16 protein-coding genes are annotated in these 16,778 nt (G+C 50.2%); 3 read left to right on the forward strand and 13 right to left on the reverse strand.

From position 1 onward, the window contains the following. Positions 1-785: 785 nt before the first annotated feature. The 11 genes from ACO0K2_RS05560 to ACO0K2_RS05610 form a co-directional block, all read right to left on the reverse strand. Positions 786-1,814, reverse strand: coding sequence for an adenosine deaminase (locus ACO0K2_RS05560; protein WP_423016608.1), 1,029 nt, complete (start codon positions 1,812-1,814; stop codon positions 786-788). Further along, positions 1,811-2,698 carry a xanthine dehydrogenase accessory protein XdhC gene (gene xdhC, locus ACO0K2_RS05565; RefSeq protein ID WP_423016610.1) on the reverse strand — a complete coding sequence of 296 codons (888 nt, stop codon included), beginning with the start codon at positions 2,696-2,698 and terminating at the stop codon, positions 1,811-1,813. Before xdhC ends, ACO0K2_RS05560 begins: the two co-directional genes overlap by 4 nt. A gap of 226 nt (positions 2,699-2,924) precedes the next feature. Then, entirely contained in the window at positions 2,925-3,182 is a 258-nt protein-coding gene (locus tag ACO0K2_RS05570; protein ID WP_423016612.1) for a BTH_I0359 family protein, read from the reverse strand. Positions 3,183-3,381: 199 nt separating this feature from the next. Next, a complete protein-coding gene (locus tag ACO0K2_RS05575) occupies positions 3,382-3,762 on the reverse strand; it encodes a GTPase (RefSeq protein WP_423016614.1) in 381 nt (126 codons plus the stop codon). Positions 3,763-3,779: 17 nt separating this feature from the next. Next, the gene (locus ACO0K2_RS05580) at positions 3,780-4,502 is read right to left on the reverse strand and encodes a response regulator (RefSeq protein WP_423016616.1); all 723 of its coding nucleotides are present in this window, start codon (positions 4,500-4,502) and stop codon (positions 3,780-3,782) included. Positions 4,503-4,588: 86 nt separating this feature from the next. Continuing rightward, the gene (locus ACO0K2_RS05585; RefSeq protein ID WP_423016618.1) at positions 4,589-6,943 is read right to left on the reverse strand and encodes an ATP-binding protein; all 2,355 of its coding nucleotides are present in this window, start codon (positions 6,941-6,943) and stop codon (positions 4,589-4,591) included. Continuing rightward, complete coding sequence (locus ACO0K2_RS05590) at positions 6,940-7,527, reverse strand: DUF4390 domain-containing protein (protein WP_423016620.1); 588 nt, start codon at positions 7,525-7,527, stop codon at positions 6,940-6,942. Before ACO0K2_RS05590 ends, ACO0K2_RS05585 begins: the two co-directional genes overlap by 4 nt. 135 nt (positions 7,528-7,662) lie before the next feature. Beyond that, positions 7,663-9,078: a 16S rRNA (cytosine(967)-C(5))-methyltransferase RsmB gene (rsmB, locus tag ACO0K2_RS05595; RefSeq protein ID WP_423016621.1), complete on the reverse strand. Its 1,416-nt coding sequence runs from the start codon at positions 9,076-9,078 to the stop codon at positions 7,663-7,665. 335 nt (positions 9,079-9,413) lie between these two features. Next, complete coding sequence (locus ACO0K2_RS05600; protein WP_423016623.1) at positions 9,414-10,286, reverse strand: lysophospholipase; 873 nt, start codon at positions 10,284-10,286, stop codon at positions 9,414-9,416. Between the two features lie 3 nt (positions 10,287-10,289). Continuing rightward, positions 10,290-10,634 carry a DUF1840 domain-containing protein gene (locus tag ACO0K2_RS05605; RefSeq protein ID WP_423016625.1) on the reverse strand — a complete coding sequence of 115 codons (345 nt, stop codon included), beginning with the start codon at positions 10,632-10,634 and terminating at the stop codon, positions 10,290-10,292. 144 nt (positions 10,635-10,778) lie between these two features. After that, positions 10,779-11,285 carry a hypothetical protein gene (locus ACO0K2_RS05610; RefSeq protein WP_423016627.1) on the reverse strand — a complete coding sequence of 169 codons (507 nt, stop codon included), beginning with the start codon at positions 11,283-11,285 and terminating at the stop codon, positions 10,779-10,781. 279 nt (positions 11,286-11,564) lie between these two features. Here ACO0K2_RS05610 and ACO0K2_RS05615 point away from each other — a divergent pair, with 279 nt between their 5' ends. Together ACO0K2_RS05615 and ACO0K2_RS05620 are read left to right on the forward strand one after the other, a co-directional pair. Continuing rightward, positions 11,565-11,939, forward strand: a complete 375-nt coding sequence (locus tag ACO0K2_RS05615) for a hypothetical protein (RefSeq protein ID WP_423016629.1) — start codon at positions 11,565-11,567, stop codon at positions 11,937-11,939. A 6-nt stretch (positions 11,940-11,945) separates the two neighbouring features. Further along, positions 11,946-12,443, forward strand: coding sequence for a GNAT family N-acetyltransferase (locus ACO0K2_RS05620; RefSeq protein ID WP_423016631.1), 498 nt, complete (start codon positions 11,946-11,948; stop codon positions 12,441-12,443). Positions 12,444-12,466: 23 nt separating this feature from the next. Here ACO0K2_RS05620 and ACO0K2_RS05625 read toward each other — a convergent pair whose 3' ends face one another. Both ACO0K2_RS05625 and ACO0K2_RS05630 read right to left on the reverse strand, forming a co-directional pair. Beyond that, positions 12,467-12,760, reverse strand: coding sequence for a DUF1161 domain-containing protein (locus ACO0K2_RS05625; protein ID WP_423016633.1), 294 nt, complete (start codon positions 12,758-12,760; stop codon positions 12,467-12,469). Next, a complete protein-coding gene (locus tag ACO0K2_RS05630; protein ID WP_423016635.1) occupies positions 12,757-14,247 on the reverse strand; it encodes a M20 family peptidase in 1,491 nt (496 codons plus the stop codon). Before ACO0K2_RS05630 ends, ACO0K2_RS05625 begins: the two co-directional genes overlap by 4 nt. A gap of 353 nt (positions 14,248-14,600) precedes the next feature. Between ACO0K2_RS05630 and ACO0K2_RS05635 the strand changes: the two genes are divergently transcribed. Further along, positions 14,601-16,775, forward strand: coding sequence for an ATP-binding protein (locus ACO0K2_RS05635; protein ID WP_423016637.1), 2,175 nt, complete (start codon positions 14,601-14,603; stop codon positions 16,773-16,775). Positions 16,776-16,778 lie beyond the last annotated feature (3 nt).

The raw sequence follows: 16,778 nt of genomic DNA on the forward strand, positions 1-16,778 counted from the left end.
CAACGACGAAGCCGCATAGAGACGGATAAGGGGTGAACGATGTATTTAATACGATCACCCCACCCCCCGTCGCTCCCGCGAAGGCGGGAGCCCAGTGGCGCGGCAGCGCCTTGCTACGGAAGGGGCGCTGACGCAAGCGTTTTTCATGTACGCATTCGCACACTGGATCCTCCGCGTGCGCGGAGGATAACGAGCGGAGGGGCGGTGAACATGGAAGGGTGCTAGGAGAAAACGCGGTAGGAAGTTCAATGACGAAGTTGCGTAGAAGGGTATGAGGGTGGGACTACGCGATAGGAAGTTCAACGATAGAGCTGAATGGAAGGGGAATGGGGGACGACGAGATAGGAAGTTCAACGACGAAGCCGCATAGAGACGGATAAGGGGTGAACGATGTATTTAATACGATCACCCCACCCCCCGTCGCTCCCGCGAAGGCGGGCGCCCAGTGGCGCGGCAGCGCCTTGCTGCGGAAGGGGTGCTGACTCAAGCGTTTTTCATGTACGCATCCGCACACTGGATCCTCCGCCTGCGCGGAGGATGACGAAACGGAGGGGGCGGTGAATATGGAAGGATGCTAGGAGAAAACGCGGTAGGAAGTTCAATGACGAAGTTGCGTAGAAGGGTATGAGGGTGGGACTACGCGATAGGAAGTTCAACGACGAAGCCGCATAGAGACGGATAAGGGGTGAACGATGTATTTAATACGATCACCCCACCCCCCGTCGCTCCCGCGAAGGCGGGCGCCCAGTGGCGCGGCAGCGCCTTGCTACGGAAGGGGCGCTGACTCAAGCATTTTTCAGGTAGGCATCAAGCTCATCAAACCAGATTTGCTTTTGTTCATCCGATACAAACGCCGCTTCAAAACTGTTACGTGCCAGTTGTCCTAATTCTTCCTTGCTCAGGTCGAGTGCATCTGCCGTTGCGATGAAGTTTGTGTTCATATAGCCACCGAAATACGCTGGATCATCAGAATTAATCGTGACGCAAAGCCCATCGCGTAACATGCGGGCGAGGTTGTGTTCTCGCAAATCTTTCACCACACATAATTTCAGATTCGACAGCGGACAGACGGTGAGTGGCATGCGTGTCTGCTGCAAGCGGGTCATCAAAGCGGCATCTTCCTCGGCACGAACACCATGATCAATTCGCTCGACCTGCAAGACATCCAATGCCCCGTGGATATACGCTGGTGGTCCTTCTTCACCGGCATGGGCAACGAGATGCATACCCATGGCTTGCGCTAAGGTAAATACATGTGCGAATTTTTCAGGTGGGTTACCGACCTCCGATGAATCGAGCCCCACACCAATCCAGACATCCGCATAGTCATCGCGCAAAGGCAATGCTGCTTCGAGTGTTGCAATGGCATCCTCTTCGCTCAGGTGACGCAGGAAGCACATAATCATGCTGGCGGAGAAACCATGCGAGGCTTTGGCCTCGCGCAAGGCGCGGGCGATCCCAGAAAATACCGTCTCTATCGCAATGCCGCGTGCAGTATGGGTTTGCGGATCGAAAAACAACTCGACATGGCGCACTTGATCTGCCAATGCTCGTTGAATGTACGCGTGTGTCAGATCAAAAAAATCTTGTTCCGTTTGTAACACCGCAGCGCCTGCGTAATACAAATCCAGAAACGATTGTAAATCGGCAAAATCATACGCCGCACGCACTTCGTCGACGGTGGCATAAGGAAGTTGCACCTGATTTTTTTTAGCCAGGGCAAACATCAGCTCAGGTTCTAACGAGCCTTCGATATGCAGATGCAGTTCGGCTTTAGGTAAATGACGGATGAAATCGTGTAAAGAGGTACTCATAGGGTGGCTTCACTTATTCTTGTTTGGGTTGCGATGGGCGAGAGTGTAGGGTGCTTCGACCAGAGTTGCAATAATTGGGCAGCGACGGCAACCGCAATCACGCCAGGTTCTTTGCCAGTGATACCAGAAACACCCACCGGGCAAACCATCTCCTGTAGTCGGTGCTGATCGATACCGCGTTCTTGTAAGCGATGCTCAAAGCGAGCGCGCTTGGTTTTTGAGCCAATGAGTCCAAACCACGCGGCGTCTGGGCGTCGCAGGATATGCTCACTGAGGATCAAATCCAATCCATGATGATGGGTCATGACCAAAAAGTACGCGCCAACCTCTGCGCTGGCAATGATCGCTTCGGGCGTGTCGGTGGCTTCTGTCGTGATGTGCGCGGGGAGTTCTGTGGGGAAAAGATGATCCCGTTCATCGATCCATGTGATACGACAAGGTACTTGTTGCAAGATATGAATTAATGCAGTCCCGACATGGCCCGCACCAAATAAATACAAATGGGGCAATGTAGTACGTTCTTGTTGGTAGTTATCAAGCTTATGTTGCAGATCTTGGTAGCTCCAGCAATCAACGCGTTCAAGGCAGAGGCTCAGCGCGCCGCCGCAGCACTGTCCAAGGCTAGGTCCCAAGGATAAATCAATGTGGCGTGGCGCAGTGTCATTGCCTGCTTCGTTGAGCCATAGTCGCGCAGTGGCAATCGCTTTCCATTCGAGATGGCCGCCACCGATGGTATCGAATTGATTATTGGCAGTCACAAGCATGCGTGTTCCCGTACCGCGTGGGGTTGAACCTTTGACGGCGGTGACCGTGATCAAGACGGCTTTATCGGCAGGTGTTAGCCGACGTAGGCTTTCTAGCCAGTTGGTGCTTGTCGTTTGCATACATGGGACTCCATAACGGCGAATCAGTCCACGATAGCAGTTTGCCTTGTGAACAACATACGCTGCGGCTGATGCTGCTTATTTGAGTCGCAGTATTTCATGCTATGCCATCAATAATGACGGCGGAAGAGGGGTATGGCCAGGAGTGAATTGGTGACATTTGAACAAAAAATGACCTACACCTTGCTGTCAGGCAAGGTGTGTCAATGGTCGCGTGTAGCGCAAATTAATGGAAATAAACAGGTTGCGCCATTGAACCGTCGTATTGTCCCAGAAACTCATCGATTTCTTCGACGGTCGGTTCGCTCGCAATCAGCTGTGTGACATCGTTACGGAAATCGATGGCGCGTGCGCCAGCAATAAACCATTCACGGTGTACGGCTTTGTCTGTAATTTCATAGCCGCCAAAACGAAGCGCTTCGTGATCAGCATCTGCACCATATTCGACGACACTGTAATGTTCGCTGTTATAGATAAGATTCATTTTTTGCATCCTTTCTGGCAAGAGGAAAAACTTCCTCGGTTTAACCGGACATGGTGCTCAAGGCAGCGGATTTCAAGTGAGAGAAAAGACGGGTGTGAGTACCTCTAAGCAAAATGCCAAGAAACAATGAGGCAACCAACCCTCTCACGAAGTGCGTACTACTGATAAGGGTAACGACATAACTTGTTACAGCTTTAGTCTACAAGTAAACGACAGAATGTTCCAGTAGCAACTGGTCATACGGTGCTTGCTTTAACATTTTGCGAAGATTTTGAAGGTGGTCGCTGCTAGCAACACCGAGATAGAGGTGTTGTATTTTTTGTCGTAAGAGACGATTTAAGGTGACACGCATAGTCAAATTGCCAATGCAACAGAAGCAACCAGGCGCAATTCTCTGCACCGTCATCTGTACGGAGGGAACCAGCAGTTGTTCCCCCGTTGGCAATCCTTCAAGAACCACGCCAATGGTGGCGGTGGGCCCATGCAGATCCAAAAAGGCAGTGCTCGCCTGCCAGATCAAGGCCTCTCTTTGGACGTAATCGGCACCGCTGACGATGGTCAGCGGTATAGATTCAGACATGGGCGCCGTTGGAAGGGTTATTCGCCGCGTTTGGCGTATTTCACAGATTCAACACCCAACTGTTTCAATTTACGATACAGATGTGTGCGTTCTAAGCCGGTTTTTTCAGCGACCCGCGTCATGCTGCCACTCTCACGGTTGAGATGATACTCAAAGTAAATCCGCTCGAAAGCATCTCTGGCTTCGCGTAATGGCAAGTCAAACGACAAGCTAGCAAACTGATTGACCGGTGCCACAGCAGCGACAGGAGGCACAGTAAAGGATCTACCCTCATAGCCGCTGTTGATCGTTTGCTGGTGATGCAAATGGCTCTGGTTGATGCTATGGTCGCCGCCAATCACGCGCAGTGGCGGTACCGCTGGACGGGTTGGTTCCGCTGTTCTTGTCAGACCTTGTTGCACTGCTTTTAATAGCTTTTGCAAGGCGATCGGTTTTTCAAGGAAATTGAGCGCTCCAATCCGCGTTGCTTCGACTGCGGTGTCGATTGTGGCATGACCAGACATCATGATTACTGGCATGGTCAGCAATCCATCGCGTTGCCATTCTTTGAGCAGCGTTACGCCATCCGTGTCGGGCATCCAGATATCTAACAACACCAAATCAGGCTTTGCTTCTTGGCGTGCAAGACGTGCCTGTTGTGCGTTTTCAGCAAGTTGAACGACATGCCCTTCATCTCCCAGAATTTCCGAAAGTAATTCTCGGATACCCATTTCATCATCTACGACCAGAATATTTGCCATAAAATTACCCTATTACCGCCCCTATGATTTTTGCCTTGTTGATGCCTGCATCCTTCTTTGAAGATGTCAGGTGAATACCTGCATACTCAACTTGCGTTTAATTCCGGTGCTAACTTTAACAGCAAAATCGCTACTTTTGCACCGTTTGTATCAGTCCGATTTTGAATATCGATTCTACCGCCGTGTTCATCGATGATTTTTTTCACCATAGCAAGACCTAAACCGGTGCCACGTGGCTTCGATGTTGCATATGGTTCAAACGCACGGGCCAGAATTTTTTTAGAAAATCCCGGACCATTATCAATGATGGACAGACGTACTGCCGAGTGAACGTCATTACCTTTGGTGTTATATCGTACAACTTCAGTGACGACATCGATACGCGGCGGTGTCGATGACTGTGGATTATCCGCCACTGCATCCTGCGCGTTTTGTAACAAATTATGAATTACCTGCCGTAATTGTGTCGCATCACCCATGATTTTAGGCAAATCCGGTGCGAGACTCAGTCGGATAATATCGCGGTCATCGCCAGCCAGATAAAGATGCAGTACTTCGTCGATCAGTTCACCGAGGTTCAGTTGGGTCAATACGGCCGGCGGCGTTTTGGCATAGTCGCGGAAATCATCCACCATCCGTTTCATGGATGCCACTTGATTGACAATTGTGGTGGTACTTTTATTTAAGATCGCGACATCAACCTCGTTGAGCTTGTCTTGTAATTTCATCTGCAGGCGTTCTGCGGATAGCTGAATCGGGGTGAGTGGATTTTTAATTTCGTGGGCGAGTCGTCGTGCGACTTCACCCCATGCAATAGAACGCTGTGCAGAAATGATATTGCTGATATCGTCAAAAACGATCACGTAGCCGTTACCCGATCCCACGGGCAGATGGGAGCCGCGCGCAAGGAGGGTGATGCTGGCGTTTTCATCATTGGGCATCGCGTCCGCGGCCGGTGGTTGCTGCTGAATGGCATCGGGACGTGGCACTTCGATCTGTTGCTGCCAGTGCTGTTCTTGACCATCTTTACCACCCGCTGCTGACTGGGCTTGTTGCTCCGAAAAAGCAGTATCAATCGCGGTCGCAAACTCGTTCATCCCAGGGATGGTGCTCAGTGCTTTACCAATGTCGGCCTCTAGAGGGCGCTGCAAGATCCGTTCAACTGATTCATTACAGGTGACCAAGTGACCGCGTTGATCAAGCACCATCACGCCCGCTGACATGTTGGCCAGTACCGATTCGAGGTAGGCTTTGGCGTTTTCGAGTTCGTTACGATTTTTTTCTACCGCTGCACGCGCATCAAATAATTGCCGCGTCATCGTATTAAACGACTGCGTTAAGCTGCCCAATTCATCTGAACTAGCCACGATTGGACGGGGTGAGAAGTTACCTTCTGTCACCGCTTTGGTACCCTCTGCTAATAACAACAAGGGGCGGGCAAGCTGTCCAGAGATCAGGAAAGCACTGGTGATCGCCGCAAAAATCGCTAACAATAAGGTCAGTGTCAGCGTAAAAATGTACATCGTTTTAAGACTACTGCGACCCAAAGACCGCACTTGGTATTCGCTCGATGCATTCCGTAATGCTTCAGCATGCATTGCGATACTGGCGGGAACAGGTTGGATCAGTTGCAGATAGTACGTGTCGTTTTGTAAAGAGAGTCCGTTGTCACTATTTTCCAGTTTAATCACGACCCGTGAGCGCAGAATTTTCTTGGGTTCTTGTGCGAGGACCGGCCGTTTGGCACCATTGGTGGCGCTGTTGTTCTCGGGATGATCTGATTCTTCGCCGATGATTTTTTCGTCTGTCGCGGCATAAATACGTGAGCTACGCGCAGACCGTATCATCTCTGTCGTTGGTAATTCTGGGACTAAATGATCAAAATTTTGGTTAGCGGCAGCAATGAGACGCCCACGGCTATTAACGATGCAGGCTTCTTGTACGCCAGCACGTTCACGGAGACGTGACAGGGTCAGTGCGGAAGAGCTCGACGGTGAATTTAATTCACTCGCCATGTCCCGCGCTTTGGATTTGAGATCTGCCAGCAAAAAATCGAGCGCGCTCAGGCCAAGATTTTTACCTGAGTCCAAGGCGGTTTCGACTTTGACGTCAAACCACGATTCAATGGACTTGGAGACAAAGGTCACGGAGACCACATAAATCACGGTACCCGGCAGGATCCCGACCAGCGCGAAGAGTAAAACCAAGCGCGTCATGAGCCGCGAACCAAATTCTCGGCTACGAAAACGGCTGAACAAGCGCAGAAGCAGTGTGGCGATTAAGGCCAATAGCGCCAAGGCGACGACGGCGTTGGCACCGAGCAGCCAGCCATAGTAATGCTCAAAGCGCGCGGAATTGTCTGCTGCAGTCGTAAGTAAGAACAGCAGGATACTCATCAGAGCCCCGCCGATAATTAAGGCATACCGCAAAAATTTCGTCACTTGTCTTCGGCCTTGAAAGTAAATCGTTTCCAGTCAGAAGAGAACCGCCAGTCACTGTCGTTGAGTGAAGTGATCAGGAAGGTTTTTGGCAAATAACTCAGATCCAGCTTGAGTTTTACCGCCACGTTGTAGACCGCACCTGGAGTCAGGCTGCCTTTTTCCGCGACAATCCAGCGTCGTGGACGTAGCACTAGTGCTAAGGCATCTTCCAAGGTCGCAAAATTCTGCTGCAAGCCGTTGTTAATGGTGCCTGTGTAATTACGGGTCCAGGGATTGTAGGCAATTCTGACAGTTTGAATGGAACGAATTGTTTTTTCGTCAAACCAGTACCAGCGCGGTCGGGTGAGTTCTACTTCGGTGGTAAAGGAGAGGGGAATTTCTTTGGCAATGGCGTCGACCAAACCGCGGCTCAGTTCAAATGAAAAACTGGCGGAGATCCGGTAGCCTTCTTCCGTTGATTCCAGTTTTGCCGAGGTGACTTCAGCTTCAGTCGCTCCCGCTACCGGGACGACGAGCACGGCCAATACCGCTAACAACATGGTCAGCATGAATTGGCGTAAGGGTGCGGTCAGTCGAAAGCGCATGCAATAAGAAATTAAAATCGGGAGTCATAAAGACAGGACTGATATCTATTTGTTCCGTATGCATGGTCGTTTCATTTCATGCATTACAAGAAAATTGATATCAGGCTAAATGATAACGTGAAGCTCTCGATTTAGTTAGTCTTGCGCTGGTTTTTGGAACAAGGCGTAGAACAAACCGTCGTGTTCGTTGTGTGCATCGGACGAATTGGCCATTGTTGGTAACAATTGCCCCGGCGCATCCAGACGAATGGCGCCATGTTTTTCGACAAATGCCTGAGCTTGTTTCTCGGATTCTTGCGGCCAGATGGAACATGTCACCATCAACATCTTGCCACCCGGTGCCAACATCCGCCATAAATTGTCCAGAATGCGTGACGACAACGCAGCAAGTTGGGCGGTGTCCGTTTTGCGCCTGAGCCATCGGCTGTCTGGATGGCGTCGCACAACACCGGAGGCGGTACAAGGAACGTCTGCCAAAATCCGGTCGAATGGTTTGTTATCCCACCAACCAGAACGGGTGGCATCGCCTTGCTTGACACTGGCTGACAACTGCAAGCGGTCGAGATTTTCGTTGATTCGCTGTATCCGTGCGTGATCAATCTCAAGCGCTACTAACTCCAGATCAGCCAATTCCAACAAATGACAGGTTTTCCCGCCGGGTGCTGCACATGCATCGAGAACCCGCATACCAGCTTGCACATCGAGGAGCGGGGCAGCTAATTGTGCTGCCGCATCCTGTACCGACACCATCCCCGCCTCAAAACCTGGGATCTGGGTGACGGGAATCGGTTTGGCTAAACGGATCGCGAAAGGACCGATTTGGCTCGCTGCGATTTGTTCGCTCGCGAGCAGTTCCAGATAGGCTGCGGTGCTCGTTTTGCGTTGATTGACGCGCAAGGTCAGCGGCGGCGCATGATTGCCTGCTGTCAGAATGGCTTGCCACTCTTGTGGGTAAGCCGCTTTAGTTTGATCCACCCACCATTGCGGATAGTTCCAGACAGCGGCGGGTTGTTTCATGACCAGCTTGAGTAATTCGTCTTTTTCGCGCAAAAAGCGGCGTAACACGGCGTTGACCATGCCTTTTGCAAATACCATGTGTGGACTGGACGTCGCTGCAGTAACCGCTTGATCGACGACCACAAATTCTTCATAGGGGGCACTTTCGCCCTCATTGCTGACTAACAGCGTCAGCGCACAGCACAGTAGACCGTATAACAAGGCCGGTTCAGGCGTTTTATTGGTCATGGCTTTGAGGAGCGCATCTACCCGACCGACCTGACGCATTGTTCTGTAGGAAATATCCTGAATGGCACCACGTGCTTGTGGCAACGCGTTCGTCTGCGAAAAGACCTTCAGTAGCGCCTGTGGCAATGCCGTTCCCTCGAGCACGTAGGCGACCGCTTGTGCGGCACCAATCAAGCTAAAAGCGAGAGAATCGGGCTTGAGATCTGTCATCTGCAGTTCTGGCGTGACCAGTGGAGAAGAATTGCTGACTTTATTTGCAGGTTTGTTGACAGGCTTACCGAGGATTTTTCGTGGACGTTCTTGCATAGGAGTATTTTATTGTTACCAATGTAATGCCAAGCGCGACCGACGCGCTGCTGGCACAGTATTTCAGTCACCATTGTTGGTATTGTGTGACAGATACAACGCTAGTGTACCAGTCTACCAGCTCATACTGCTAATTCATCCGGCCTTTCACCTCCCATATGGTTGCGACGCGTAGAACAATCAGCACTGAAAATAGCGATCAATAACAAAAAAACAGGAAACATCTCCGTCGCATTCCGCTTCCCACATCGCCTCAGCGCCTCAGCGTCGATGGACGCGAGCTGCGACTTCATGCGGGGACGATGCGGGCATGAATGCGAACATGAATGCGAACATTAATGCGGTGATAAATGCTGAACCTCAAGCCAGGTGCGGATATCATCAAACACCCGCGTTGCATCTAATTCGTTAAACAGTTCGTGGTAAAACCCAGGGTAAAGATGCGTCGTGACCTTGTCAGGAAGACATGCATGGGCAAATTGTTGACTTCCTTTAGGATCGACCAGGTGATCGTCTAAGGCGACGAGGACGAGTACGGGTACCTGCAATCCAGAGGCATGTTGGAGGCTGAAGTCCATGGTATTGAGCATGCTCGTGAGTAGGCGGGCGCTAATTTTGCCATGAACCAATCTGTCATTTTTGTAGGCATAGACCACTTCGGCGTCGTGAGACAAAAAGTGGGTCTTTAATCCATTGGGAATTCCAAGTCCCGGGAAAATCGCCTTGGCAATACTTAAGAAGCGATGCTGCAAGGCGGACATATAAATCGCCAAGGCAGGTGACGACAAAATAAGCGCTTTGATGGGGGCGACGCTCTCTGTGGCGAACCGCGCTGCAAACAAGCCACCCATGCTGTGCCCAAGGACGATGGGCGGCGCGTCTAATTGTCGGCGGAAATCATTGATCACGAGTGCTGCATCTCGCACCATCGCCGTGTCATCCGGCACATCACCACGGGAGCCTCCTGATTGGCCATGACCCCGGTGATCATAGGTGCGGACGATATACCCTAAGGCATTAAAAAAGCGGGCGACGTGCGCATATCTGCCGCAGTGCTCACCGAGACCATGCATGATGACAACACCCTCAACGGTCGATGTGCGCTCTTTGTTTCCTGTCTCTGGCAAAGGCCAGTCCCGCACAAAAATCGGCGTTTCATCGTCAGCACAGAGCGAAAACTCTAGCGTGTTTTCAATATGCGCGGTCATGGGTTATACGCCCCACATCACTTCTTTTTGCATTTTGTGGGCGGCGTGAAGCATTTCCAGTACGGGGAAAACGCGTGTTGCAAAACTGACACGTTCTGGTTTTTCGTGGTCATGGTCATCGCCGTTTTCATTGTGGTGGGCGTTGACGTCACGGCTGACTTCGTCAGAAATCGGATGTGCTTTGCTGTCCGCGACAGCCGCTTCGATCTTTTCAATCGCTTTTGGTAATTCAGCTGGGGTAATGATGCCTCGCTCGACATCTTTTTCCAGAATTTCGAGAATGCGGCGAGCGTGTTCTTTGTACATGGTGACTTCAGTTGCTGCTTTAGATTTAAACGTGATCAGCATGATCTGCATTCCTTCGATGAATAGTGTGACGAATAGTGTGACAAATAAGGTAAAAGGGCACCGCAAGCATGCACAAAAGGGTATCGCATCGTGCATTCAGATATCGATAGCCTATGATAATCCCAAATCACGACACGTGGTGTTTCAGTTTGCGACGAAGGAATTCATAAATGTCTCGATGATTTCTGGGGACATTTTTTGAGGCGGTCCCATCATCACCAGTTGATAGACCCAGTCACCCCGCGCGATGAAGCGGGCGGCCATGATGACCTCTGTCTCTCCATGGCGTCCTGCAATACGCATGACACCACCGGATGTGGTTGGGGCTTCGATGATTTGGCCGTGAATGTTGTTGATCATTCCTTGTTGCATTGCAGTGAGAATGGCGGCCGTGCTGCTTTGATTGCTGACTTTGGCACTGCCAACGGCAAAACTAAGGTGGTCGACTTCAGTTGCCGTCATGGTCATGTTCAGTTTGCTTTCGCCCAGTTGTACCGGTTGGGTAAAGCTCTCGGGTTTGGCTGGCATTAGCATCGTGAAGGGGGCATCGGCTGAATGAATCTCACGCCAATTAAAGGTGGGATTGCAAGCAGAAATAAGGACTTGGCAGAGCAGCAGGCACAGAGTCAGCGCAGTTTTCTTGATCGTCATAGGTCGTTGTGGTGGGGTGGTTTTATCGGACGAGCTTGCTCAATCATTATCTTGACGTGATGGTTGGGTGGTGCAATCTTGGATGATGATCTGAATCATGTTGCTTGGGCTTGCGTGGCGTTGCATGTTATTTCAAGAGAAGACAATCATGTTTTCTTGATTCAATGTTATCGTGATTGACCTACACTAAGGTATCATAAGTGATCCCCTCACAATGCGGTCATAGCGCAACGTGTGCGGGTGAGAGGCGTTTTTTTACATAATTACACTGGTGCTACGATGTTGCCACGTCATTCTGCGTTAATAACGGTTTTTTCAGTGCTCTTGTTGAGTGCTTGTGATCGTCTGGGCATTGCTGATCCTGCCAAAGAGGCCGCGCAAAAGGAATCTGATGCACGGGCAACAGGGAGTGCTTGCCGCCATGCGGGGCGTGCGATTGAGGATTGCTATTCCTTAAATCCCGATGCCGCTAGAGCATCGATTTTCGCGGGCTGGAAAGAAATGAACGACTACATGCGTGAAAACAAAATCGAAGTCGTGAAACCAGAACTGCCTCCACGCACTGAGGCTGCAGAGGACGCAGCATCAGAGTCCGCGTCGGCCTCCGCCTCGGAATCGGCATCCTCTTCTGCCTCGGCGAAGTCAAAGAAATAATCATCAATGACATTTCGCCTACGCACGATGCGTGAGTCTGATCTTCACGCAGTCTATGCTGTGCAGACCCTTGCTTACACGGACATGGTCGAAAGTCAGGATGTCTTACGCTCACGTTTGATGTCAGCGCCTGATACAGCCTGGGTTGCTGAAAACAAAGATGGTATTGGTGCTTATCTGGTGGCTTATCCTTCCCATCGGGGGAAGATCTCGTCTTTGGGCGGGGAATTTGATATCGCGCCAGCGGCAAATGCGCTGTACATCCATGACTTAGCGGTCGCGCCTCGGATGGCGGGTCAGGGCGTTGCTGCCGCTTTAGTGCAACAAGCCTTCGCGTACGCCATCAGCAGGCTATTAACGTATGTTTGTCTTGTATCGGTCCAAGATAGCCTTGTTTTTTGGAACAAGTTGGGATTCGAAGAGGACCACGAACTCAGTCCGGAACAGGCATCAGTGTTACTGAGCTATTCCGGTCCCGCCTATTACTGTACGAAAAAAATATAAAGCGGCAATCGCGTTATACGACCTTATTTCGCTTTTTCAGCTTGATCCGACGTGTCGGCATCATCCTTCTTGCTGGCGTGGCGTTTCTTCTTGTAGATGATCTTTTTGCTTCCCCCCTCGCAGACACCCACCACCCGTGACTTCGTCTCAGTATCCTTGGAGACGATAGTCAAGGAATAGCCGGTCACCTCTTTGTGTTCCAGTTTTGTATTGATTTTATCGATGATGGTGTCGCAGGACGTGATTGCTGCCCAGCCTGAGGTCGTGCTTAGCATCAAACTCACTACCAGACTCGTTGTTATTACACGCTTAATCATGTTGTCTTCTCCTTTTCAGTGGATGGTTTGCTGCTGTTTAAAATGAGTTGATGATAGAAACGGATCATTTCTGCGTAATTTTTCACAGAGATACGCTCATTTGTTCCATGGAACCTCGGTAAGTCTTCCGATCCTGCGCGTACAGGAGAAAACTTGAAAATGTTGTCGCTCAGTTTGTCGAAGTGACGTGAGTCCGTTGCACCCAGCATGAGACCCGGCGCGACAATCACGTTAGGGAATGTTTCGCGGATGGTGCGGTTGAGCGTTTGATACGCAGCACTGGTTGTGGGTGAGACGCGCGATGGTTCTGAATTTCCGGCGAGACTTTGAACACGAATACCACTCTGCGCAATCGTATTTTTGACATGTTCAATGACAGTCGCTTGCGTATCGCCAGGCAGTGTGCGGAAATTGACGGTGGCGTCGATTACGCCGGGTAAAACGTTGTCTTTGTTACCGGCGTGCACCATGGTCAGTGCGGTCGTTGTGCGTAACATCGCATTCGTGCTGCCATTTTTCTCTAGTTCATGTTGCAATAAAGGACTGAAGAGCCACAAATTGGACAAAATGACGCGGTTGATGCCATGCATTTCCGGTGCCAGCGTATCGAACATGTCGAGCGCCACACCGCGAATACCCGCAGGTAACTGATTCTTTTCTAATTCGCTCAAGGCGGTACTCATCATCCCAATTGCGGTGTGTGCAGGCGGCATGGACGAGTGTCCTGGCGTGGCTTCTAGCGTTAATTGAATACTTGCGTATCCTTTTTCAGCAACGCCGATCAACGCAGCGGGCACGGATAAACCACTTAACATGCCCTCTGTGATGAGCATTCCTTCGTCGAGCACAAATTCAAACTGGAGATGGCGTGATTCCAGCAAAGCGGCGATGGCTTTTGCACCATGCTCGCCCCCGACTTCTTCATCGTGACCAAAAGAAAGATAGATACTACGCTGTGGCTGAAAACCGGCAGCCAGCAGGCTTTCAACTGCTTCAAGAATCGACAACAAATTGCCTTTGTCATCCCATGCACCACGACCCCAAATAAACCCATCGTTGATCGTGCCGGCGAAAGGCGCTTGCTGCCAGAGCGATTCAGTGCCCGGCGCGATGGGGACGACATCTTCGTGGGCCATGAGGAGAATAGGTTTGGCATTGGCATCGCTGCCCTGCCACTTGAATAACAGACTGCTACCGCCAACGGTTTCATGTTGTAACTTTGCATGAACCAGGGGAAACGCCGTCGCCAAGTAGGCGTGTAGTTGTTCAAATTGTGCCGCATTGGCGTCGCGGTCAGTTTGGCTAGAAATCGTTTTGAACGTGAGCGACTTGGCTAATCGGGTAGCGACGGCGGCTTCATCGATGGCAATCGGCGCGATCGGGGAGACCAGAAGTTGCTGCGAGCGGTGGCGCAGTGTATTTGCGGTTAACACCACAAGAAGGAAGAAAAAAATGCTCAAGAGAAAGAAAAAAAAGCGTCTGATCATGGTACTTTCTCGTTAAAGGGAATTAATATGACTTTCGTCACACCTGCGACCAGGTGATACTCTCTCAATGCTTATACGATGAACTTCTCTTAGCGTTTTTTTGCTGTGTTTAACCGCCTATTTGTTGATCTGATTCTGGTAGTAAAAAGAGTGTGTAAACAATTTGTATAAAGAATTTGTATAAAAAGCTTGTTTAAAACGCTTGTTTAAAACTCTTGTTAAGAGAGCTTGCTTTAAAGGCTTGTTTATAAAGATACTAGTATTTCTTTTAATTGACAATTTATCTAAATCATAAATTGCTGTGTGGAAATAATTGTGGCGTATTTTACGTCGTTTTAGGGAAAAATTATTTAATGATGAGATTTGCTGCATCGCATGCCAGTCGAATTGCTAAAACACTCGAAGTGTGTCTTGTCGTTGCGATGTTGATCGCTGCGGGCGCGTTCATCTGGACGTTGCGTGTGCAGGAAATCCATAAGTGGGAAAAACAGACGCAGACATTTAGTGTGGTGTTGGCTGAAACAACGACACAACAAATGGATTTCGCCTACACAGCACTCGCTAACATCGCCGATCGTATTGAGGATCGCTGGAGTGTCAGCGCCCGTTATTTACCGAATCAACTAGGTTCTGCGGATTTTCATCAATTCTTAAAAGAAAAAGTCGCGCTCTTTCCAGCGATCGAAGTGATTTCTGTGCTTGATGTTGATGGCAACGTGATCAGCACTTCGCGGGAGTACCCTGCACCCACGTACAACCTCGGCGAACGCGATTATTTTTTGGCACAGCGAAACAATATTTCACAAAAAGTTTACCTCAGTAATCCTGTTCGCAGCAAAACAACAGGTCAGTGGATTTTCTTTTTGAGCCATCGTTTAACTGGAAGCGATGGTGAGTTTATCGGCGCGGTGACGTTGGGTATTTCACCGGATTTTTATTCTCACTTCTACCAAAAACTCAGCACCGATGGTCACGCTGCCATCAGTCTCATGCGCGATGATTACACCTACCTCGCCCAGTGGCCAGAGCACAAGGAAGAAATTGGACACATGGAGCTGGCTGGCGCTGCTTACAAAGTGATCAATGATTTGCACAAACGCTCTGGCGTGATGATTACGGATGAAATGTCTCTTCCTGGCGAGCCGCCGATGCGACGGATGGAAGCCGTGCAAATGCTCGACAAGTATCCGTTAATACTGAATTTTTCGATCGACGAAGACCTGTATCTCGCCGATTGGCGAAAAATGAGCGTCGCGGTGATCCTGGTGACGTTCGCAGCGGTTCTTGTATTGGTCGCTGCCTTCCGCGTTTTAATTCGTCTGTTCTTGTTGCGCGAACAGGATATGCGCGAGATGACAGAACTCAAACGGGAAGCAGATCAGATCAACCGCAATCAGACGACTCTATTAAACAGCCTGACAGAACAACAAGGGGCATTGAAAGAATCATCCGATCGTCTTAAGGCGATTTTTCAGAATGCTGCCGATGGCATTGTGATGCTCGATGACAGAGGAATCATTGAAGCATTAAATCCCGCCGCCATGGCGATCTACCGTTACAGCGAAGATGAAGTTGTTGGTCGAGATAGCCAGATATTTTCTCCGGAAGGACAACCTGGGTTGTTGGCGCTGGTGATGGGGACACGTGAGTTCGTAAAAACGGGTCGACTGCGAATGGAGACTGAACGCGTCCGTAAAGGCGGCGATCTCTTCCCCGCAGAATTGGCAATCAGTGAATATATTCTTGGCGGACAACGCAAGCTGATTGTGTTTGTGAGAGATATTTCTGAACGCCGAAAAATAGAGCGCATGAAGAATGAGTTTATCTCGACAGTGAGCCATGAGCTCCGCACGCCACTGACGGCGATTCGTGGTGCATTGGGTCTGTTGATAGGCGGTGCCATGGGAGCCTTACCAGAGAAGCTATTGCCGCTGATGTCGATGGCACACAAAAATAGTGTCAGCCTGACCCGCCTCATCAATGATTTGCTTGATATTCAAAAAATTGAAGCCGGAAAAATGGATTTCATGATCGACCACTACAATTTGTACCAGCTATTGCAATCTGCGGTCCAAAGCAATCAGGGCGTCGCCGATGAGCTGCATGTACGTCTTGCTGTGGCGGATGAAAGTCATGTTGCCAAATCACACGCCATTTCTGTCGACCAAGGACGTTTCCAACAGGTGATGGCTAACCTGATTTCGAACGCTTGTAAATATTCGCCGAGAGATGGAAAAGTGACGCTATTTAGCAGCGTGTTGCCAAACGATATGATCCGGATCGCAGTTGCCGATCAGGGCATTGGTGTGCCGGATAATTTTAAAGACCGGATCTTCCAAAAATTTTCTCAAGCAGACTCATCGGATACCCGCGCAAAAGGGGGCACAGGCTTGGGGCTGGCCATTTCAAAAGTGATTATTCAGCAAATGCAGGGCGAGATTGGATTTTATAATCGGGCTGCCGAAGATGGTGGCGGCGCCGTTTTCTATGTCGATCTCCCGCTGTCGCTTCATAAAGAGAGTGCCTAATGT

It is taken from the genome of Undibacterium sp. MH2W, from assembly GCF_049340215.1.
Classification (GTDB): Bacteria; Pseudomonadota; Gammaproteobacteria; order Burkholderiales; family Burkholderiaceae_D; genus Undibacterium.